Origin of the sequence: Crystallibacter degradans (assembly GCF_012952295.1) — a bacterium.
GTDB lineage: Bacteria > Actinomycetota > Actinomycetes > Actinomycetales > Micrococcaceae > Crystallibacter > Crystallibacter degradans.
This window is the reverse complement of the sequence record NZ_JABBCH010000014.1, coordinates 73,584-95,053: the sequence shown is the minus strand read 5'-3', so window position 1 is coordinate 95,053 and position 21,470 is coordinate 73,584. Positions and strand designations below refer to the sequence as shown.

The 21,470-nt window shown below is 66.9% G+C and carries 18 protein-coding genes; 10 read left to right on the top strand and 8 right to left on the bottom strand.

Going from position 1 to position 21,470, the window contains the following annotated elements; all coding sequences use genetic code 11:
* The first annotated feature begins 44 nt into the window (after positions 1–44).
* The 3 genes from HGO92_RS18355 to HGO92_RS18345 are packed head-to-tail and all read left to right on the top strand — an operon-like array spanning position 45 to position 3,513.
* Positions 45–1,319 carry an alpha-hydroxy acid oxidase gene (locus HGO92_RS18355; RefSeq protein ID WP_169997386.1) on the top strand — a complete coding sequence of 425 codons (1,275 nt, stop codon included), beginning with the start codon at positions 45–47 and terminating at the stop codon, positions 1,317–1,319.
* A 17-nt stretch (positions 1,320–1,336) separates the two neighbouring features.
* Entirely contained in the window at positions 1,337–2,491 is a 1,155-nt protein-coding gene (locus HGO92_RS18350) for a histidinol-phosphate transaminase (protein ID WP_169997384.1), read from the top strand.
* A gap of 44 nt (positions 2,492–2,535) precedes the next feature.
* Complete coding sequence (locus HGO92_RS18345) at positions 2,536–3,513, top strand: PDR/VanB family oxidoreductase (protein ID WP_240974745.1); 978 nt, start codon at positions 2,536–2,538, stop codon at positions 3,511–3,513.
* A 33-nt stretch (positions 3,514–3,546) separates the two neighbouring features.
* On the opposite strand, the gene HGO92_RS18340 is transcribed toward HGO92_RS18345, so the two are convergent.
* The 4 genes from HGO92_RS18340 to HGO92_RS24545 all read right to left on the bottom strand — a co-directional run bounded on the left by HGO92_RS18340 (position 3,547) and on the right by HGO92_RS24545 (position 8,814).
* A complete protein-coding gene (locus HGO92_RS18340; RefSeq protein ID WP_169997382.1) occupies positions 3,547–3,864 on the bottom strand; it encodes a DUF3040 domain-containing protein in 318 nt (105 codons plus the stop codon).
* Between the two features lie 191 nt (positions 3,865–4,055).
* A complete protein-coding gene (locus HGO92_RS18335) occupies positions 4,056–5,399 on the bottom strand; it encodes an MFS transporter (RefSeq protein WP_346769015.1) in 1,344 nt (447 codons plus the stop codon).
* A gap of 74 nt (positions 5,400–5,473) precedes the next feature.
* Positions 5,474–5,980, bottom strand: coding sequence for a DUF6010 family protein (locus HGO92_RS18330; protein ID WP_169997380.1), 507 nt, complete (start codon positions 5,978–5,980; stop codon positions 5,474–5,476).
* Positions 5,981–6,066: 86 nt separating this feature from the next.
* Entirely contained in the window at positions 6,067–8,814 is a 2,748-nt protein-coding gene (locus HGO92_RS24545) for an AAA family ATPase (protein WP_169997378.1), read from the bottom strand.
* A gap of 134 nt (positions 8,815–8,948) precedes the next feature.
* On the opposite strand from HGO92_RS24545, the gene HGO92_RS18320 reads away from it, so the two are divergent.
* From HGO92_RS18320 to HGO92_RS18290, 7 genes are all read left to right on the top strand, one after another.
* A complete protein-coding gene (locus HGO92_RS18320) occupies positions 8,949–9,194 on the top strand; it encodes a heavy-metal-associated domain-containing protein (protein ID WP_205834677.1) in 246 nt (81 codons plus the stop codon).
* A gap of 62 nt (positions 9,195–9,256) precedes the next feature.
* Entirely contained in the window at positions 9,257–9,784 is a 528-nt protein-coding gene (locus tag HGO92_RS18315; protein WP_169997376.1) for a hypothetical protein, read from the top strand.
* Positions 9,785–9,880: 96 nt separating this feature from the next.
* The gene (locus HGO92_RS18310; RefSeq protein ID WP_169997374.1) at positions 9,881–13,201 is read left to right on the top strand and encodes a heavy metal translocating P-type ATPase; all 3,321 of its coding nucleotides are present in this window, start codon (positions 9,881–9,883) and stop codon (positions 13,199–13,201) included.
* 106 nt (positions 13,202–13,307) lie between these two features.
* A complete protein-coding gene (locus tag HGO92_RS18305) occupies positions 13,308–14,726 on the top strand; it encodes an MFS transporter (protein ID WP_205834676.1) in 1,419 nt (472 codons plus the stop codon).
* Between the two features lie 78 nt (positions 14,727–14,804).
* Positions 14,805–15,467, top strand: coding sequence for a response regulator transcription factor (locus tag HGO92_RS18300; RefSeq protein ID WP_169997370.1), 663 nt, complete (start codon positions 14,805–14,807; stop codon positions 15,465–15,467).
* 3 nt (positions 15,468–15,470) lie between these two features.
* Complete coding sequence (locus HGO92_RS18295) at positions 15,471–17,021, top strand: sensor histidine kinase (protein ID WP_169997368.1); 1,551 nt, start codon at positions 15,471–15,473, stop codon at positions 17,019–17,021.
* Positions 17,011–17,967, top strand: a complete 957-nt coding sequence (locus tag HGO92_RS18290) for a TAXI family TRAP transporter solute-binding subunit (protein ID WP_169997366.1) — start codon at positions 17,011–17,013, stop codon at positions 17,965–17,967. The genes HGO92_RS18295 and HGO92_RS18290 overlap by 11 nt, the downstream gene beginning before the upstream one ends.
* Positions 17,968–18,010: 43 nt before the next feature.
* On the opposite strand, the gene HGO92_RS18285 is transcribed toward HGO92_RS18290, so the two are convergent.
* The 4 genes from HGO92_RS18285 to HGO92_RS18270 all read right to left on the bottom strand — a co-directional run bounded on the left by HGO92_RS18285 (position 18,011) and on the right by HGO92_RS18270 (position 21,444).
* Positions 18,011–18,730 (bottom strand): GntR family transcriptional regulator, encoded by a 720-nt coding sequence (locus HGO92_RS18285; protein WP_169997364.1) that lies wholly within the window; start codon positions 18,728–18,730, stop codon positions 18,011–18,013.
* A gap of 85 nt (positions 18,731–18,815) precedes the next feature.
* Positions 18,816–19,958 carry a CaiB/BaiF CoA transferase family protein gene (locus tag HGO92_RS18280; protein WP_169997362.1) on the bottom strand — a complete coding sequence of 381 codons (1,143 nt, stop codon included), beginning with the start codon at positions 19,956–19,958 and terminating at the stop codon, positions 18,816–18,818.
* A 2-nt stretch (positions 19,959–19,960) separates the two neighbouring features.
* Entirely contained in the window at positions 19,961–20,878 is a 918-nt protein-coding gene (locus HGO92_RS18275) for an HpcH/HpaI aldolase/citrate lyase family protein (protein WP_169997360.1), read from the bottom strand.
* Positions 20,875–21,444, bottom strand: a complete 570-nt coding sequence (locus tag HGO92_RS18270) for a MaoC family dehydratase (RefSeq protein WP_240974744.1) — start codon at positions 21,442–21,444, stop codon at positions 20,875–20,877. The genes HGO92_RS18275 and HGO92_RS18270 overlap by 4 nt, the downstream gene beginning before the upstream one ends.
* Positions 21,445–21,470: the final 26 nt, after the last annotated feature.

Genomic DNA, 21,470 nt, shown 5'->3' with positions numbered 1-21,470 from the left:
GCCATGATGGTTATAACGCTTGGCTGCGCTGCGGGGGCTGCGGTATGAAACTTGCTCAAGCAGTGAGGCTGATCTCGGTCAACCTCCCCACGGGTTCGTCGGTTGAACGGGCGCTGACCCGGTGCCACACCGTCGAGGACCTGCGGCAGCTGGCAGCGCGAAGCCTGCCACGGCCGGTGATGGAGTACATCGACGGCGGAGCCGACGGCGAACTCAGTGTGGCTAATAATACCGCGGCGTTCGAACGTCACCGCTTCGTTCCCGTTGCACTGGCGGATGTCAGTGCCGCTGATACCAGCTCTGGCATCCTCGGTCGGTGCGCTGCGGCGCCACTGGGCTTTGCACCGACCGGCTACACCCGAATGGTCCATACCGCTGGCGAACCCGCAGTGGCCCGCGCCGCTGCTGCTGCCGGCCTACCCTATGTGCTCTCCACGATGGCCACCACCGCCTTGGAGGAGCTGGCCGTCGGGCCTGCTCCGGAGGCGGAACGCTGGTTCCAGCTCTACGTCTGGAAAGACCGGGCACGGGCCCGCGAGCTGGTCCGCCGCGCGGCGGGTGCGGGTTACCGAGTCCTCGAGATAGCGGTGGATACCGCAGTTCCCGGCAACCGGCTGCGAGACATCCGCAACGGGTTCACGATTCCGCCGCGGCTCACACCAGCAACCTTGCTGGAAATCGGCTCCAAACCCGGATACTGGATGCGGATGCTCCGCGCTCCCGTCTTGGAATTCGCCAATGTCTCCGAAGGTGCACACGGCAATGCCTACACCATTGAGAACATCGGCTCGCAGTTCGACTCAGGCGTGACGTGGAGTGATCTAGCGGAGCTGCGTGCGATCTGGGACGGCGACCTGCTGTTGAAAGGCCCGATTAGCCCGGCCGACGCCGTCCGTGCACGGGATCTCGGAGTTGACGGAGTGCATCTATCCAACCACGGTGGCCGTCAATTGGACCGCACCATTGCCCCCGCCGATCTGATCGCCCCGGTTCGGCGGGCTGTTGGCGACGACTTCACCATTGTCGTTGACTCGGGTATCCGGCATGGTGCAGACATTGCCACCGCGATCGCTCTGGGTGCGGACCTGGCCATGATCGGCCGACCGTATCTGTGGGCGCTGGCAGCCGCCGGTGAACCCGGCGTCGCGCATTTGGCTGACCTCCTTGTTAGCCAATTACGCCGCACTATGCAACTGCTCGGGGTCGCCAGCGTCAGCGAGCTGCGACGCCGCGGCATGCAGCTTCTCGATGAAGAGCACGTGCGTCCCCTGCCCCATGCATCCAGGGAAATCCCCGGATTACTCCTGCCCCAGCCATGACAGCGGAAGGAATAGACATGAGCACGAACATCACCAGTCCCCTGCCGCCTCTGGAACCGTCCGACCATCGGGGCGCAAGCCGGGGTGCAAGCGGCCCATCACCACGGCCAGGCATTGCCACACTGCCTGAGTACTCTCGTTCACAGGGCAAGGCGAGTGTCCGCTGGATTGCCTCGTCGAACGAGCTGCCAGTGCCGCCGTCGCCTGCGGTCCAAGATGCGGTCGCGGCAGCTGCGGCCGATGCCAACCGCTACCCAAGTCTCGCAGGTGACAATCTTGTGGCGACCGTGGCCGGGAGACTAGGACTTGAGCCCGGCCAGGTGGTCGCAGGAGCTGGATCGCTTGCCCTGCTCCAACTGCTGCTCTCCACCTACGCCGCCAGTGGTGATGAAGTCATCTACGCCTGGCGCAGCTACGAGGCGTACCCGATACTTGTCGGAGTCACCGGTGCTGCTGCCGTCGAAGTACCGCTCACCGGCGGTTCCCGGCACGATCTGAAGTCCATGGCCGCCGCTATAACAACAGCCACCCGTGCCGTTATCGTCTGCTCGCCGAACAATCCAACAGGAACAACCGTCGACCACGAAGAGTTGATGGACTTTCTTGACCGAGTACCAGCGCAGGTGCTGGTGATCCTGGACGAGGCATACCGGGAATTCTCCTTGCCCGAGCACGACAGCACGCACCTCCTAAAAAGATTCGCCAACCTAGCTGTCCTGCGTACATTTTCCAAGGCATACGGTTTAGCCGGACTCCGGGCAGGGTATTTGGCAGCCGGCCAGGATATCGCGGCGAACTTGCGGCGTGCCGCTCCACCTTTCCCTGTGAGCCGGGTTGCTGAAGCCGCCGCTATTGCCGCTTGGGACGAACCCGATCTGACCGCGCAGACTATCTCGCGGATCGTGGACGAGCGCCGTTATCTGAGTGCACAGCTGCGCAACCGAGGCATCGAGTTGCCGGCAAGCGGAGGGAACTTCGTGTGGATCCCCGTCGGCGGCCGCGCCCTGGAACTGGAGGCCGCCTGCCTTGCCCAGTCCGTTTCGGTCAGAGCATTCGACGGCGAAGGAGTACGCGTCACTCTTGGCGAACGCGGCGCAACAACGGCAGTACTGGCCGCAGTTGATTCCATGGCGCGGCTGACCATACCACCAGCGGCGCCGATTGCACGCTGACTTAATCACCAGCATCCGGCTGCCAATTTTCTAAGGAGAACGACTTGAATACCCCGATGCATGACGAATTCTTCGATGTAGAGGTCACTGAGACCGATCCGGCGTCCGATTCCGTACTGGCGTTGCGGCTTGAACACCCTCGCGGCGAGGCGCTGCCCCCCTGGGAGGCTGGCGCGCATGTGGACGTCATGCTGCCCAACGGCCTGTTACGCCAATACTCACTCTGTTCCCGGCCAGAGGATAGCTTCTGGCGTCTCGGCGTACTGCGGGAGCCGCAGGGACGCGGCGGATCTGCCTGGATACACAACGAACTGCGTCCCGGTACCAAGTTGCAGGTGCGCGGTCCGCGGAACAACTTCAGTCTGAAGGCTGCACCGCTGTATCTCTTTATTGCCGGCGGCATCGGTATCACCCCGATCCTGCCCATGATCCGGCAAGCCGACGCGACAGATCTGGACTGGAAACTCATCTACCTGGGCAGGAATCGTACGTCCATGGCATTCCTGGAGGAACTCGCCGTTTACGGCGACCGTGTCCACATCCACACAGACGACGTGTCCGGACTTTTCCCCCTTGAACCGCTCCTCGATGGGCTGGATGCATCCACACATGTATACGCCTGCGGGCCGGGACCGCTGCTAAATGCCCTCGAAAAACTGACTGGGGAATGGCCAGGACCTAACCGTTACCATTCCGAGCGGTTCGTCTCCCGCTTGATTACCGATTCCGACTCCGACTCCGACTCCACGACATTGGACACCGAGTTCAGCGTAGAAATTGCAGACGGCACAGAGGTGCTGGTTCCGCCGGGCACCTCCGTTTTGGAGGCGCTGATGGAAAGTGGCATACCCGTTCTTAATTCATGCCGCGAAGGCATCTGCGGCACTTGCGAAACCCCAGTGATCTCCGGGGAGATTGATCACCGGGACACGCTGCTGTCGGAGGAAGAACGCAAGGCAGGGGACACGATGATGATCTGTGTCTCGCGGTGTCTAGGTAAACGACTTGTCCTGGACATTTAGCTGGCTGGGCGAACACCAAGGAGGCGGTGACCCTCAGCGGACTCCGTGCGTCCCCTTGTCGGTTGCGACTTGATCATCGATTCCGCTTCCCCAGCGGTAGAGGCGCATCGCCCAGTAACCCGCCGCGCCCATTACCAGGAAGCCGCCGACACCCACGACGATCAGCTGCGTGGCCACGCCGATGATCAACAAGACCAAACCGACAATCCAGGCAAGCACCGCTAGAACAAGCTGTCCATGGTCGGGTCCCAAAAGGCCGGACCGCATTACCTGGGCCAGCGCCGGGTCCTCGGCGGCCAACTGCAACTCCAGTGCATGAAGCTGCTCCCGCTCCTCATCCGACAGCGGCATAACGCACCCCCTTGATCAGAAGTCCGGAGAAACAAAAGCGCCGACCATGAAGTCCGGGCTTTCGCCGGTATAGCTATCATCCGCTTCTAAATCGGAAATTGCTAGTTTTAGAGCGCGCTTTCCCTACTAGCTGATTTCAGGCAGGTAAAGGCAAACAAAGCAGTACTTTGCGGCACTCTCGGAACCGGCTCCTAGCGGGCAGGGTCCTTGACCGGTTCGGGAGTTTCCGCGGGCTTCGCGACATCCTCGATGTACCGCGGCCGGTTGATCATCACGGCTCCGGTCATCATGACCAGCAGGCAGACGCCGAGCATGGCGAAGGAGGCGTTCCAGCTGCCGGTAGCCTCCTGGACAACGCCGAACAGCAGCGGGGCGATGCCGGCGCCGGCGTAGCCGATGCCCTGGCTGAACCCGGCGAGCACCGAGGCGCCATGCGTGGTCCGTGAGCGCAGGTTCATCATCAGCAGCGCGGTGGCGAAGGTGCCCTGGCCCAGGCCGGCGAGGGTGATCCACCACCAGGTGCCATCCATCGGCGCGAGGAACAGGCCCAGGTGTCCCCCGGCCCAGCACGCCGCGAAGATGCTGATGGCGATGATCGGGTTGCGCATGCGGGGCACGATCAGCGGCACCAGCAAGCTGACCGGCAGGCCGAGGATCGCGAAGTATGCCAGGGCCGATCCGGCTACGGCCGCGTCCACGTTCTGCCCGGTCAGGTACGGCGGAAGCCAGGTGAAGTAGACGTAGGTCTGGGCAGAGTTGCCGGCGAGGAAGATCGCCAGGCCCCAAGCCACCGGCGAGCGCCACGGATTCAGATGCTCCGGGGTGGGCTTGGCCGGCGGCATCTTGACGGAACTCGAAACGGACGTCGAGGCAGGCAGCGAATCCGACGTCGACGGCGCCCCGGGACTTGTGCGAGCGGCCGCGGCGTCGTCGTCGTTCTTCTCGCGTTTTGCCCGCCGGTCGTGCAGCAACTGGGCTGCCCATGGCACCAGGACCAGCGCGCTGATCGAGGCCCAGACGCCGATCGAGACGCGCCAACCGGCAAGGTCCGCTACGGGCACGGCCAGCTGCGGACTGGCCGCGGTTCCCACCGCGAGCAGCGTGACATAGCCGGCCGTGACCACGCCCATTCTGTCCGGGAAGTACTTCTTCACGAGCGGCGGCAGCACCACGTTGCCGATGCCGTAACCGGCCATGACGACGGCGGAGAGGCCCAGGAACGGCCAGACCTCGCCCATGAAGGCGCGCCCGACCTGCCCGGCGACGGCCAGCAGTACCGCGAGGGTGAGGACCTTTTCCAGGCCCAGCCACCGGATCAGGATGGGCGTGCCCAGGCCGCCGGCGGCGAAGATCAGCGGCGGCAGCATCGCCAGCAGGCCGATGGTGGCGGCATCGAAACCGAGCTCCGGGCTGACCGAACCGAGCAGCGGCGGCACCACGGAGACGGCGGCGCGCAGGCTCAGGGCCATGATCAGGATGCCCAGCAGGGCGCCGATCCGGCCACGCCAGGGCTTGCGCAGGAAGTAATTAGTCACCAGCTAACCCTAGCCAACGGCGGAGCCCGGGCGAGTCATAAAACCCACCCGGGCGCCGCCGTCGTTGTTTGAGGTCAGCGGGATTTAGCGCCGGCTTGCAGCGGCAGAACCGGTTCGGCCGGAGCCACGCTTTGGCGGAATTTGAACCGGCTTTCGCCGTTCATCCGGTAGGCGGCGACGATGTACAGAGCCACGATCCAGTCGAAGCTCACGCACGCGATGGCCCAGCTCTCGGGCGCGAACTCGTGCCCCCCGCCGAAGTAGTGGAGCGGGACGTCCCAGATCGGATGCAGCGCCCAGCCCGCGGCGAGCCAGTAGGGCGAACGGCGCAGGCCGATGATGCCCAGCGCGCCGAGCCCCAGCGCCTGCAGGAGTTCCGCGAGGGCCCAGGGTCCGCTGGCCTCGCCCGCGATGGCGAATCCGAGGTAGGCCCCGCCCGCGATGATCAGGAAGATGGCGAGCAGGGACCGCCCGGCGGCGTCTTTCACGAACCGCGACAGCAGGAACGCGATGGCCACCAGGAGCACGGCGTTGATGACGCCGCCCAACAGATAATTGCCGATGATTGTTGAAGTAGTCATGGCAGGAAAATTACCGGGGCGCGGGGTTGCTCGAACCGGTGAAATTACCGGGTTTGGCACCGGAAACTGCGACTAACTACCAACTGCTAACTACCAACGACGACGGCGGGGGTGCGGCCGAGGTGCTGGCGTATCAGTTCGGTGCGGGTACTGATGCCGAGCTTGACGTACACGTTGCGGAGGTGGAAGTCGATGGTGCGCGGGCTGAGGAAGAGGAGGGCTGCGACATCGCGGTTGGTCATGCCCTGCTGGACCAGGCCGGCAACCTGGAGTTCCTGCGGGGTCAGTATTGCAGCGGTGGACGGATCGCGCTTGCGGGCCGTCTTGCCGGAGGCGCGCAGTTCCTGGCCGGCGAGCTCCTCCCAGCGGACGGCGCCGAGGTCCGCGAAGATGTCCATGGCGGCTTGCAGCTGGGCGCGGGCGTCGACCCGGCGGCGCTCGCGGCGCAGGAACCGGCCGTAGGCCAGCTGGGTCCGAGCCCGGTCGAATACTCGGGGCGACGAGCCGTGGTGTTCCAGGGCCAGCTGGTAGAGCTTTTCTGCGTCGGCCTGGTTATCCGCCAGCAGCGCGCGGCCGTGCGCGGTGCTGGCAGCCGCCCATGCGTTGCCCGTGGCTGCGGCAAACTCCTCCAAGTCAGCCAGCCGGTTGGCGGCCTCATCCTGATGTCCGGCCGCGACGGCGGACTCGAAGAAGTCGATGGCGGCCAGCCTGCGCGTCAGCGGCAGTTCCAGCTGGGCCAGATGGTGGTAGGCGGCTTCGGGCTGGCCGCTGTGGACGGCCTTTGCCCACAGCCGTAAGTCGTGGGTCAGGCCGGCGACGATGCCCAACGGATGGTTCGCCGCAACGTCGTCGGCCGCTGCCAGATGACGCGCGTAGCCGTCGTCGTTCTGGAAGGCATCGAGCAGAGCGAGCAGTGTCAGCGGTGAGGCGGTCAGGCCCCGTTGCCCGGTGCCGTTGGCCAATTGCAGGGCTTCGGCCGCGCCGGCCCGCGCCTCGTCCCAGTTGCCGGTGGCCACGTCGGTGATGCTGCGCCGGGTCAGCGAGTAGAGCACCATGATCAGCGCGCCGGTGCCGCGCGCCCGGGCCAGCAGCAGGTTGTGGTACCTCAGCGAGGCCTCGTCATCGCCCAGATGCAGGGCGGCGATGCCCAGGTTGGGCAGCAGATCCTGGTCCGCGTTCTCCAGCGACACCCCGTCTGCGAAGGCCGCCCTGAGCACCGGCACGCCCTGCTCCATCTCGCCGCGGGACACGTGGTGCAGGCCCACCAGCAGGTGCCAGAAGCTGTGCTCCCGGGCGGGCGCGCCGGCCTCCGGAGGGACCGCGACGTCGACGGGAGTGATGCCGATGCCGGAGTCGCCGCCGAAGGAGGCCAGCGCGGCGGCGAACATGGCCATTTCCCGCGCGCGCACCGGATCCGTTTGGGCGACGTCGCGGGCGCCCTGCAGGATCATGTGGTGGCCCAGCTGGAGGGAACCGGTGTTCCACTCGATCCGGGCACGACGGCGGACGGCATCAGCGCGCAGCCCCGGGCTCCCGGCCAGAGCTACCGCGGCATCGCTCAGGGCCCGGGCGCGCGCAGCCTGGCCTGCCAGCCATGCGCTGCCGGCGGCCTCGTACAAGCGCCGGGCCTTGGCTTCGGCGTCGAGGGTTAGCTCGGCGGCGCGCTCCCAGGCAGCGCTGGCGGCCTCGTGCCCGCCGCGGCTGCGCGCCCTTTCGGCCACCTGGTCCAGCTCCGCGGCCACCGCTTCGTCGTCGTCCTCCGCCGCAGCGGCCAGGTGCCAGACCCTGCGGTCAGGGCTGGGTTCCTGCGCAAGCACCTGCGCCAGGGCAGCATGAGCCTGCCGCCGCCGGTAGGCCGTGGCGGCGCCGTAGACGGCCGAGCGCACCAGCGGATGGCGCAGCTTCAGCTTGCCGTCCTCCACCTTCAGCAGGCCGGATTGTTCCACCGCATCCAGCGCATCATCGCCGGCGCCGAGGGATTTCGCAGCCTGCCGCACGGTGGTGAGCTGGCCGGCGTCGTCCGCCGCTGCCACGAGGAGCCAGGTTTGTGCGTGCTCAGGCAGGCGCCGGCAGCGGTCCAGAAACGCGCGCTCCACGCCCGCAGTGAGCGGTAGATGGTGCGGTAGTCCCGACGTGCCGGCCAGCTGTTCGGGCGACAAGGACCCGGCCAGCTCCACGAGGGCCAGCGGGTTGCCGGCAGTGCTGCGCACCAGTTCGCCGGTGACTTCGGCCGGAACAACGACGCCGGAATGCTCTGCCAGCAGTTCCGAAGCGGTCTGTTCATCCACGCCCGCGAGCGCCAGAGCCGGCAGATCGCCGTAGTCGAACTGGCGCTCGTCGCCGTCGCGGGCGGCAAACAGGACGGCAACCCGTTCCGCGTCGAGCCGGCGGGCAACAAACAGCAGCGCCGCGGCCGAGACGTCGTCCAGCCACTGCGCGTCGTCGATGACCGCCAGCACTGGTTGATGCTCGGCGGCCTCGGCCAGCAGGCTCAGCGCCGCGAGGAAGATGAGGAACCGGTCCACGCTCTCGGTGGCGATTTCGCCAAAGGCTGCCTTGAGCGCGTGGGCCTGCGGTTCGGGGAGCCGCTCTGTGTAGGACATGACCGGGCGCAGCAGCCGGTGCAGCGCCGCGAAGGCCAGCGGGGATTCGGACTCGATGCCCCGGGTCCGCAGCACGCGCAGGTCCTCGGCGTCGGCAACGGCGTCGCTGAGCAGCGTCGACTTGCCCACGCCCGGCAAGCCATGGATGACAAGGGCGTTGCCCCGTGAAGCACGGGCTTCTTCGATCAGCCCGGCAATGACCGCGCGCTCCCGCGCCCTCCCCTGAATCACCGCACGATTCTACCAACGTCGGTTGGGAAAACCCGGTGGTTTTACCGGTCCGAAGCACCCCTCCCGAGCCGGAAACTCGACATACCGAAACGCAGAAAACCACAAGTCAAACCTCATTTCCACAAGGAGCCACGATGTCCCTCCGATTCCGCCGCAGCCAACCGGACGAAGTCCAACTGATCCGCACCACGTACCAGGTAGCCGGCATGTCCTGCGGACATTGCGAGACCGCGGTCAAGACCGAGATCGGGAGCCTGGCATCGGTTACCGGCGTCGACGTCGACCTCTCCTCGGGCGCCGTCACCGTTGTAAGCCAGCGTCCGCTCGCCCGCAACGACGTCGCCGCCGCCGTGACCGAGGCCGGCTACACGCTCATCTGACCGCCCGCCCCCTTGCTACTCCCCCTCCTCCCATCCCATCTCCACAACTGAAGGCAAAAACAATGAACAACACTGAACTTCACGCTTCCACTACCGGCACCTCCACCTCCACCTCCACGTCCGCGTCCTCCGCTAGCCGCGGCAGGCGTGTCTGGCTTTTCACCCGGCACTACCTGGAAATGGTGGTCGCCATGATCCTCGGCATGGTCATCCTGGACCCCGTCTGGAACTGGCTGACCGGCACCGCCGGCGTCTCCGCCGTGTTCGACCGGCCGGACGTGGCCTCCCTGGTGATGGCGACGAACATGACGGTGGCGATGGGTGCCTGGATGAAGTTCCGCGGGCACAGCTGGGCACCGATTATCGAGATGGGCGCGGCCATGTACCTGCCGTTCATCGTGCTCTTCGTCCCGCTATGGATGGGCCTGATCGACGGCCACACCGTGATGGCCGCCGGACATCTGCTGATGCTGCCGGCGATGGCCCTCGCGATGCTGCTGCGGCTGGACGAATACACCCAGGACCATGCGCACCACCGCCAGCACTCCGTCGACAAGGCACACGAGCACCACACGCACGAACACGCTTGAGCCGTCTTACCGCTCCCTCGCCGGGCTGCCGCTGCTTACCGAAGTAGCCGCGGCCCGGCGCAACCACTTGAACAAAACAGACGGAAAGGAAAGACCGTGAGCACCTCGGTTCTGGCCGAATGCACGCTCGATATCGGCGGCATGACCTGCGCCTCCTGTGTAGGCCGGGTGGAAAAAGCCCTGACAAAGCTCGACGGCGTGGCCTCCGCCCGCGTCAACCTCGCCACCGAAGCGGCCCGGGTTTCGTACGATCCGGACGCGGTCCGGCCCGAGGACCTCACCGCCGCGGTCACCGCCGCCGGCTACACCGGCAGCCTCCGGCAGGTCGCGCAGACGCCGGCCCCCGACGTACGCAAGGCGGCGGAGCCGCCGTCGTCCGTTGACGATGACCGCGAGGCCCGCCGCGACGCGGAACTGGCCGGGCTCAAACGGAAGTGGCAGGTCGCGCTGGCGGCCGGGCTGTCCCTGATGGCCGTGATGTATGTGCCGCTGCCGATCGACGCGATGGACTGGCTGATGCCGCTGCTGCTGGTGGTAGCCACCGCGGTGCAGTTCTGGGCTGGCCGCGGGATCTACGCCGCAGCGTGGGCCGCCGCCCGGCACGGCAGCACCAACATGAACACGCTTGTGGCCCTCGGAACCGGGGTGGCGTACGGCTACAGCGCTTTCGTCACCCTGTGGCCGGGCGTGGCCGAGGGCTGGGGCCTGCCGCTGCACGTCTACTTCGAGACGTCGCTGGTCATCATCGCGCTGGTGCTGATGGGCAAGTGGCTGGAAGGCCGGGCGAAGAAGCAGACGGCGGCGGCGATCAAGGCGCTGGCCGGGCTGTCGCCCAAAACGGCGCGCGTGATCCGCGGCGGCGTCGAATTGGACGTGCCCGTTGACGACGTCGTCGTTGGTGACCTGGTGCGGGTCCGCCCGGGCGAAAAAGTCCCGGTCGACGGCGTGGTCACCGAGGGCGCGTCCGCGGTGGACGAGAGCATGCTGACCGGCGAGAGCATGCCGGTGGACAAGCGGCCCGGCGACACCGCCATCGGCGCGACCATCAACCGGACCGGCTCCCTGGTACTGCGCGCCACCGCCGTGGGCGCCGACACCGCACTGGCGCAGATCATCCGCCTGGTCGAGGACGCGCAGGGCTCGCGGGCGCCGATGCAACGGCTCGCTGACAAGGTGTCCGCCTGGTTTGTCCCCGCGGTGCTGCTCATCGCCGCCGGCACGTTCGCCGGCTGGGCGCTGTTCGGTCCGGACACCGGCCGGCTGACGCTGGCCATCGGCACCGCGATCGCCGTCCTCATCATCGCCTGCCCGTGCGCGCTGGGCCTCGCCACCCCGACGGCCGTCATGGTGGGCACCGGCAAGGCTGCCGAGCTGGGCATCCTGATCGGCAACGGCGAAGCGCTCGAGCAGGCCCGCCGGCTGACCGCCGTCGTCCTGGATAAAACCGGCACGATTACCACCGGCCGTCCCCGCCTGACCGGAATTACGACGGCGGGGGCTTGGGACGGCGACGAGATCCTCGGCTTGGTGGGGGCTGCCGAGCGCGGCAGCGAACACCCGCTCGGCGAAGCCATTGTTGCCGCCGCCCGCGAGCGCGCGGTGGAGCGCGGCCTGGAGCTGCCGGACGCCGACAAGTTCGAGGCGCTGCCGGGCCATGGGATCGACGCGGAAGTGGCCGGCCGGCACATCCTGATCGGCAACCGGGCGCTGGTGGTTTCGGTCGACCACGCCGGCACCGCGAACGCCCGCCACGATGGTACTGCCACCGCGAATGCCCGGCTCGACGCCGCTGCCACCGCCGCCGCACAGCAAGGCCAGACTCCGGTCTACGTCGCCATCGACGGCGAGCCCGCCGCGGTGCTCGCCGTCGCGGACAGCGTCCGGCCCGAATCCGTGGAGGCGATCGCCCAGCTCAAGGCGCTCGGCATCGAGGTCTGGATACTGACCGGCGACAACACCGCCACGGCCGCCGCGATCGCCCGCTCCGTCGGCATCGAGCACGTGATGGCCGAGGTCCTGCCCGGCGAAAAGGCAGACCGGATCAGCGCCCTGCAGCGCGAGGGCCATGTGGTCGCCATGGCGGGCGACGGCATCAACGACGCGCCCGCGCTGGCGCAGTCCGATCTGGGCATCGCTATCGGCACCGGAACGGACGTCGCCATCGCCGCCTCGGACATCACGCTGGTCGGCGGCGACCTGCGCGGCATCGTGTCCGCGATCGCCCTCTCCCGGCGCACCGTCGCCACCATCAAGCAGGGCCTGTTCTGGGCCTTCGCCTACAACGCTCTGCTCATTCCCGTGGCGGCCGGGGCGCTGTACTTCGCCGGCGGTCTCCTGCTGGACCCCATCCTGGCCTCGGCCGCGATGGCGATGAGTTCGGTCAGCGTGGTCACCAACGCCCTGCGGCTGCGCGGCTTCCGCCGACCGGCCGGCGTGCAGGGGATCCTGCATCCGCCGCTGCGGGCCCGGGTCGGCCAGTACGCGTACCTCGCCGGCGTGGCCGCCGTCGCCGTCGCACTGGGAACCGCCTTCACCCTGCTCAGCCACACCGATGCGGCCCAGCGCGGCATGAACGGCGTGCTCGCCTGGACCCAATCCACCGGCATGCCGATGCGGCCGGCCATGAGCACCATGATGACTACCGACGTCGACCCGCTCCCGGCGGAGGAAGCCAACGTCAACGTCCGGCTAGTCCTGCCCACCGCCACGCGGCCGGGCGAGCCCACGCGGGTACTGGTGGAGCTCACCGACGCCGGAACCGGCGCGCCGATTGACGACCTGGGCCTGAGCCACGAAGTCTGGATGCACCTGATTGTCACCCGCGACGATCTGGGCAGCTTCGCCCACGTCCACCCCGAGCCGACAGGCCAGCCGGGACAGCTCGCCGTCGAGCTCAACTTCCCCACCGCCGGCACCTACCTGGTCAACACCGAGTTCCGCCGGCAGGGCCAGATGCAGGACATCCACGCCGTCCAGCAACTGCGCGTCGGCGCCACCGCCACCCCGAATCCGCAATCCCTCGCCGAAAGCCCGCGCACCCAAAATAACGACGGCGTCCGCGTCACCTTGGACGGCGAGGCTACGGCCGGAGAAACCAGCGAGCTCTCCTTCGCCTTCGCCGATGCCGCCACCGGGCAGCCGCTCAGCAACCTGAAGCCGTATCTGGCAGCCGCCGGGCATGTGGTGATCATGGATGCCGCGGGCAAAGAGTTCGCGCACGAGCACGCCGACGTCGAAGACGCCAACGGCAACCCGGTCTTCGCCCTCCCCGGCCAGCAGTTCGGACCCGAACTCGCCGTCCACGCCCACTTCGACGAGCCGGGCCTGTACCGGCTGTGGGGCCAGTTCCGGCTGGCGGATGACCGCGTGCTCACGGCGCCCTTCACGGTCCAGGTCACCGAGAGCGGCCTTTCTTAAGGAGCGGTTAAGAATTCCTCCGAAAGCTGGCCGTGCCCTGTGACGGGAGACACAGTTGATGGAAACACCAATCAACTGCCCGTCCAGGGCACGAGGAGGAACTCGGATGTCAACGCACACCGCAGCGCCAAACCCACCCAAGTCCCGGGTGGTCAGCAATGTCGTCAAGGGCTGCCTGGGCAACCTGATCGAATGGTTCGACTGGTTCGTCTACGCTTCCTTCAGCATCTACTTTGCCAAGTCGTTCTTCCCGGCGGACGACCTGACGGCGCAGCTGCTGGCGGCGGCATCGATCTTCGCGGTCGGCTTCCTGATGCGCCCGCTGGGCGGCTGGCTGCTGGGCATGTATGCGGACCGGTTCGGCCGCCGCAACGCCCTGGCGGTCTCGGTCCTGCTGATGGGCGCCGGCTCGCTGATGATCGCACTTTCGCCGTCCTACCAGACCATCGGCATCGCAGCCCCGATCATCCTGCTGCTGGCCCGGTTGCTGCAGGGCCTGAGCGTCGGCGGGGAGTTCGGCTCCAGCGCCACCTACCTGTCAGAGATCTCCACCCCGGGACGCCGCGGTTTCTACTCCAGTTTCCAGTACGTCTCCATCATCATGGGCCAGCTGTCGGCCCTGCTGCTGATGATCCTGCTGCAGAACATCCTCACTGAAGAGCAGATGTACGCCTACGGCTGGCGCATTCCGTTCGTCGTCGGCGCCGTCGCCGGCCTGGCCGTGATGTTGCTGCGCCGCGGCATGGACGAGTCCGATCACTACAAGGAGGAGCAGACCCGCGCCAAGGCCGATGGCCAGAAGCAGGTCGGCGGCCTGCGCGCCCTGGCCAAGTACCCGAAGCAGCTCGCCGCCGTCTTCGGCCTGGCGCTGGGCGGCACCGTAGCGTTCTACGTCTACACCAGCTACATGCAGAAGTACATGGTCAACACCTCCGGCATTTCCAAGGAAGATGCGGCCATGATCAGCTTCATCGCCCTGTTCATCTTCATGCTGCTCCAGCCGATCGCCGGCGCACTGTCGGACAAGATCGGCCGCCGCAAGATCATGCTCTTCTTCTCCATCGGCGGCACCATCGCCACCGTCCCGCTGCTGACCATGCTCTCCCACACGTCCAACGTGTTCGCAGCCTTCGGCCTTATGATGGTCGGCCTGGTCTTCGTCACCGGCTACACCTCGCTCAGCGCGATCATCAAGGCGGAGATGTTCCCGACCAAGGTGCGGGCGCTCGGCGTAGGGCTCCCCCACGCGATCGTCGCAGCGTTGTTCGGCGGCACCGCGGAGCCGGTCGCCCTGGCACTGAAGCAGGCCGGCGTCGAGTCGATGTTCTTCTGGTACGTCACCGGCTGCATCGCCTTGACCATGCTCGCCGCCTTCATGGTCAAGGAACCGTCGAAGAACTCCCAGCTGGATCTGCGCAGGCCTTCGGACGCCACCGGCACGACGTCGGACACCGTCGCAGACTCAACCACTGACACCGCTCAGGCCGCTGCTTCCGAGCAGCCGGAGCTGGTCCCAACGAAGTAGACTCAAACCAATATTCCAGCATCGTCGGCGGAGCCCTTGCGGCCCCGCCGACGTTGCCGTGAGCAGCGAAGGAGCAGCATGCGGGTCGGCATTGTCGAGGACGACGACGGCGTGGCGGAAGCCATTGTCGATGGCCTGGCCATGCACCGCATCCCGTCCGTACGGATGAGCCGGGGACTGGACCTGCTGACCCGGCACCAGGATTTCGACGTCGTCCTCCTGGACCTCGGTCTCCCCGATGCCGACGGGATCGACGTGCTTCGCCAACTGCGGCAGGTGAGCCTGGTCCCCGTCGTCGTCCTGACCGCCCGCGACGACGAACGCAGCGTGGTGCGCGCACTTCGCAGCGGCGCGGACGATTACCTGGTCAAACCCGCCCGGATGGCCGAGCTGCTGGCGAGGATCGAGGCGATCGGCCGCCGGCTGGCCCGCACCTCTTCGGTGCCGGCACCGGCGGTATGGAGGTTTGGCGATATCGCCGTCGATCTCGGTTCGCGCAGCGTGACCGTCGACGGCGCACCGGTCCAGTTGACCACCAAGGAGTTCGAACTGCTGGCCATACTGCTGGAGGAACCCGGTGCGGCGGTGAGCCGGCAGCAGCTGATGGACCGCATTTGGGGCGATGCCTTTGTCACCGTCTCGCGCAGCCTGGACGTCCACATGAATGCGTTGCGGTCCAAGCTCGGCCGCAGCGGAGTGATCGAGACGATCCGCGGGTTCGGCTACCGGTGGACAGCCTGAGCAATGCGTAGCCGCCTCTTGCTGGTGCTGGCCGTGCTCGCGACCCTGACCGTGGCGACGTTCGCCGTCCCGCTGGGCGCGTCCGTCGCCGAGGCCCGGACCCGGGAGTTCGTCCTCACCCGCGACGGCGACGTGCAGCGCTTCGCCTCCCTCGCCGAGAACTACGTTACCGGTGAAGGAGCGGGCGCGCTCTTTGACGAGATGGAGGCCTACCACGAGCTGTACGGGGAGGACCTCGCCGTGATCTCAACCCGCGGGGTGCCTGCCCGTTCGCTCGGCGTCGACCTCGATTCTCCGGAAGTATCGCAGGCGGTTTCCAGAGCGTTGCGCAACCAGTCGCCCACAACTCAGGATGCGTTGAAGCCGTGGAGCCAGGACGAGGCGATCTTCGCCAAACCGGTGGGAACCGACGCCCAGGTCAATGGGGCGGTGCTGCTGGTTGCCTCCACTGGTGCCGCCAAGGCAGACATCGTTCGCGCTTGGTTGTACATCCTTCTCGGCGTCGCCGCGGCGCTGGCAGCGTTCGGCGTCCTCGCCCACTCCGTCAGCAACTGGGTGCTGCGCCCGCTGGAGCGCCTGAGCGGACGAGTGCAACAGCTGACCGAGAGCCTTCCCTTCGCCCGCCGGCGCAGAGACGAACCAGAAGCACCGGACCCGGTGTTGCCGCGCCGGGGTCCGCCTGAATTGCGCGAGCTCACCCGGTCCTTCGAGTCGATGTCCGACGACGTTCACCGCTCGGCCGAGGCGCAGCGCCGGCTCGTCGCGGACACGGCCCACCAACTGCGCAACCCGCTGGCTGCCCTGCAACTTCGCCTGGACACGCTGGAACCTGCGGTTTCCGAGATTGGCCGGCGCAGCTACGAGCGGGCCGCGGCGGAATCCCACCGGCTGGCGGGAATTCTGGATGATCTCCTCAAGCTCGCGGCTGCTGAAAGTCCCGGCAGCCGGACGGATGGGCCAACTGCCCGCTGCCTGCCCTTGACTGTCGCGGCCGACCGGGTCGATTTCTGGCAGGGCAGCGCCTCCGAACTCGGAATCGGTCTTGAGCTCCAGACTGCCACAGAAGAACTGGAGGACGCTCTGGAAGAGGTCGAGGCCGCCGTCCCGGCGACCGTCCTGGCCCAGATACTCGACGTATTGATCGACAATGCCTGCAAGTACGCCGCTGGCGCCAGCCTTATCCGGGTCGCCGTCGAGCGCCGGCCCGCTGCCAACGGATACACCCGGATCGGTGTTTCGGTGGCAGACAACGGGCCGGGCGTTCCGGCAGAAGCGCGAAGCAGGCTCACGGAACGCTTCTATCGCGGGTCGGAACTGGCGGACAGGCAAGCCGCTGTGCAGGCCGGGCCGCGACCGCCCGGGGACACCGGACGCAACAGCGCCGCACGGGCGGGCACCGGCCTCGGCCTGGCCATCGCCGCGGCCCTCGCGCAATCCTTCGCTGGCGTCCTGGAATTCTCCGAAACGGAAGGCGGCGGCCTGACCGCCACCGCGGTCTTCCCGCGCTTCACCCCAGTGGAGAGCGGACAGCGGGAGGTCCCCGATGAGGACTGAGACCATCGGCAGCTTGGCCAAGCCGGGACGGCGCACCTTCCTCTCCGCCGCTGCAGCCGGAGCCTTCCTCACCTTGACCGGATGCACAGCGGCGGAAGTCAGGAACTACGAGATCGGAGCCGCCGAGCCCGGCGGCTTCTTCTCAGAATTTTCCGCGTTGCTGGCCGCTGCAGTAGAGCGTTCCGGTGCCGGATTCCGGCTGCTCCCCCGGACCACGAGCGGGACCGTGCAGAACCTCGAGCTGCTGCGTAATGGCACCGTTCCCCTGGCGCTGGCGCTGGCGGACGCCGCCCGCGCGGACCCGGCTGGGCTGTACGCGGTTGGCCGGGTTTACCAAAACTACCTTCAATTCGCCGTCCCGGCCGACTCCAGCGTCCGGAACCTGAATGATCTCAAAGGACGGCGCATCAGCCTCGGCCCCGACGACAGCGGAACGCAGTTTGCCGGTCGCCGCATCCTCTCGGCTGCCAATCTAACGCCGGACGACGTCGATATCCATCCGCTCGCGCTGGCCGAAATTACCGGTGCCTTGGCCGACGGGACTGTCGACGCGGCGCTGTTTGCCGGCGGGTTTCCGGTGGGCGCCATCAGCGCCGGAACAGCTGCCGGTGGCTCTGAGATCCGACTCCTCGAGCTCAATGAAGAACTCGAGATGTTGCAGCGCAGGTACGGCGCCGTCTACAAGGCAGCCCGGATCCCAGCGGGAATCTACGGCTCCGATACCGAAGTGGACACCATCGGCGTCGCCAGCCTGCTGTTGGCCCGCCATGACCTGGCCAACGACGTCGTCGGCAGTCTCGTGGAGATCCTGGTTTCGCAGGCCGCCGAGCTGGTGCCCGCAGAAAGCGTCGGCGCGCAATACCTGGACGCCCGGTCCCTGATCTACACCTCCGGCCTTCCGCTGCACTCCGGCGCTGCCGCAGCCTACCGCAGCCTGCACGGTTAGCCGGCGAACGCCTCCAGGTCGCGCTGGATGGCAAGAGATGCAGTTACACCGGCTGCGCGGCGTCCTCGGGCTTCACCTCGTGCGATGGCGTTTCGGCAGCCATGCGCGAGTCAAAGTGCTCGGCCAGGAGTTCGCCGGCGTGCATGATGTGCTCTTCCATCGCCGTGCGTGCGGCGGCGGCGTCGTTGGCGCGGATGCTTTCCAGCAGGCGGGCGTGGTCCTCCACCGTGGCCTGAGGCCAGCCTGGGATGTTGGAGTAGAACTGGCGAGGTACGTAGCGTGTGACCAGGCCGAGGACCCAGATGATCTTGCGGGAGTCCGCCAGCAGGTTGATTTCGCGGTGGAAGGCATGGTTCTTTTCTTCCAGCAGTGCGACGTTGTTGCGGGCGGCCGCGGCGATCAGCTCATGGTGCAACGCTTCGAGTTCGGCTTTCTCTGCCGAAGTGGCCTTTTCCGCCGCCCGCGCGGCAAGTTCGCCGCCGATCAGCGCCTGGGTGCGGAAGAGGTCGCGGATGTCCTGGCCCGTCAGGGCGGCAACAAGGAAGCCCTTGCGCGGAAGCAGTTCGAGGAAGCCTTCCACCCGCAACGACTGCAGCGCTTCACGCGCCGGCGTCGTCGAAATATCCAGGGCTTCACCGATGGTTTCGGGCCGCACCTGGGTGCCCGGGCGCAGCTCGCCGGACATGATCAGCCCGCGGACATAGGCCGAGGCCTGGTCGCTCAGCTGTGGCGGCCGGGTAGCTCGCGTTTTGTGCTCGCTCATGATTCCGCCGTTTCTTCCGCTCCCATAAATACCTACGATACTGTCTCCGGCAGCTCGCCCGCCGCCGGGACCGGCGCGCCTCCCCTCACGGCCGGATGCCGAGTTCGGCCAGGATCTTTTCCGTGTGTTCGCCGATTTCCGGGATCCGGTCCATTCGCACGGCTGCTTCCCGGGAGGTTACGGGCGGCAGCATGCTGCGCAGCGGGCCCACCGGGGAGTCGACGTCGCGCCAGCGGTTGCGTTCGGCCAGTTGCGGGTGGGCGGAGAGTTCCTGCATGGTCCGCAGTTTTGCGTTGGCGATACCGGCTTCATCCAGCCGGGCCAGCACTTCGTCGGCGGGCAGCGCCGCGAGAACGGCGTTGATGGTTTCGTGCAGTTCCGGTCGGTTGCGCACGCGTGAGGAGTTGCCGGCGAACCGGGCGTCTTCAAAAAGCTCGGGCCGGTGCAGGACGTCCGAGCAGAACACCTTCCACTCGCGTTCGTTCTGGATGCCGAAGAACACTGTTCCGTCGGCGGCAGGGAACGGGCCGTAGGGTGCGATGGAGGCGTGTTCGGCACCGCTGCGGCGCGGCTGTTCCCCACCGTATTCCGCGTAGAAGTACGGCTGGGCTACCCATTCGGCGAGGGCTTCGAGCATGGATACTTCCAGCACGTCGCCGCGTCCCGTCGTCGCGCGTTGGAGCAGCGAGGTCAGGATTCCGGAGTAGGTGTACATGCCGGCGCAGATGTCTGCGATGGAGACTCCGACCTTCGCGGGGTTCTCCGGTGTGCCGGTGACGCTGAGCATGCCGGACTCGCATTGCACCAGCAGGTCGTAGGCCTTCTTGGTGGCGTACGGGCCGCCGCGGCCGTAGCCGGAGATGGAGGCGTGGATCAGCCGCGGGTTCAGGGCGAGGGCTTCGTCCGGTCCCAGACCGAGGCGTTCGACAGCTCCCGGTGCGAGGTTCTGCACCAGGACGTCCGCCTGTTCGACGAGCTTGCGCAGCACGGCGAGGCCGGATTCGGATTTCAGGTCCAGCACGATGGACTCTTTGCTGCGGTTCAGCCAGACAAAGTAGCTGGCCATGCCGTCGACCTTGTCGTCGTAGCCGCGGGCAAAATCGCCGGTATCGCGCTCAACTTTGATGACCCGGGCGCCCAGGTCTGCCAGTTGCCGGGTGGCGAAGGGTGCCGCCACGGCCTGTTCGAGGGAGACAACGGTAATTCCTTGCAGTGGCAATGTCGCCATGATTAATCCTGTCCTGTTGGTTCTGTGCCCGTGCGTTCAATAATGCGCCGGGCCCGGTCGATGACGGGCCGGTCAACCATCTGGCCGTCCATCTGCACCGCTCCCCCGTCGGTGGCGAGGATCTTGCGGGCCCAGGCGATCTCTTCCGGTGACGGAGTGAAGGCCGCTGAAACCGCGGTCAGCTGGGCCGGGTGGATGCATAGCTTGCCGCCGAAGCCGAAGCCCCGGCCCAGTTTGGCCGAGGCGGCAACAGCTGCGGTATCGCGGATGTCGGTTGAGGGCGAGTCAAGTGGCGGGGCGATTCCGGCGGCGCGGGATGCGACCACGAGCTGGGCGCGGGCATGGTCCAGTACGCGGTCGCTGCCGTCGGCATCGATGTCCAGGGCGAAGTCGATGGCGCCGAAGGCCAGACGCTCCACCCCGGGCACCCGTGCAAGTTCGACGGCGTTGACGAGCCCCAGCGCGGACTCCACCAGGGCGACCAACGGAACGGGCAGTTTTGCGGCCAGTTCCGCTACCTGCTCCGGGTCCTCGGCCTTGGGCAGCATGACACCCAGTAAGCCGTGTCCCGGTTGCGAGGCCAGTGCGAGCAGCGCCTGGATGTCGTCGTCGTACTCTGCTGTGTCCTGGGCATTGACCCGGACCAAGGCACGCACGCCCTGGCTGCCCTTGGCGCCGAAAGCGGTGAGCGCGGCCACGGCTTCTTGCCGGGCGCATGCCTTGTCCGCGGCCGCCACGGCGTCTTCCAAGTCGATAATCACGACGTCGGCGCCGGAAGCTGCAGCCTTGGCGAAGCGCTCGGGCCGGTCGCCCGGAACGAACAGCGCCGTCACCGCGCCGCGGACCGTAGCCGCCGCCGTGACGGCCTGCCCGGTGCTGACCTGCACTGTGCCTGCCGGTGCCGTTTGGACCGGGCTCATCGTGCGCCTTCCACGTCCGGCAGCGAGGACTCGTCCGGGCGGGAGGATTCCACACTGGGCAGGAAGCCCTGCCGGTAGACCATGAAGGTGCGCCGGTAGCTGATCACGATGGCGCCGTCCTGGTTGAATCCCTCCGTGGCGACGGTGACCAGCCCCAGGTTCGGACGGGATTTGGATTCGCGCACGGCCAGAACCTTCGAGCGGGAGTAGATGGTGTCGCCTTCATAAACCGGGTTCGGCATCCGCACCTCGTCCCAGCCCATGTTCGCGAACACGTTCATGGACAGGTCGATGGTGGACTGGCCGGTCACGAGCGCCAGCGTGAAGGTCGAGTTCACCAGCGGGCGGCCGAATTCGGTCCCGGCGGCGAAGTTGCTGTCGACGTGGGTCTTCGCAACGTTCTGCGTCATCAGCGTGAAGCTCTGGTTGTCCGACTCGGTGACGGTCTTGCCGAACGGGTGATAGTAAAGGTCCCCGACCGTGAAGTCCTCAAAGAGCCTGCCGGTCCAGCCTTCCACTACCCGTGTGCCCGCTGCCTCGGCCTGCGTTTCCATCTGGTTCATCATGTTCCTTCCATTTCGGCGACGTTTTG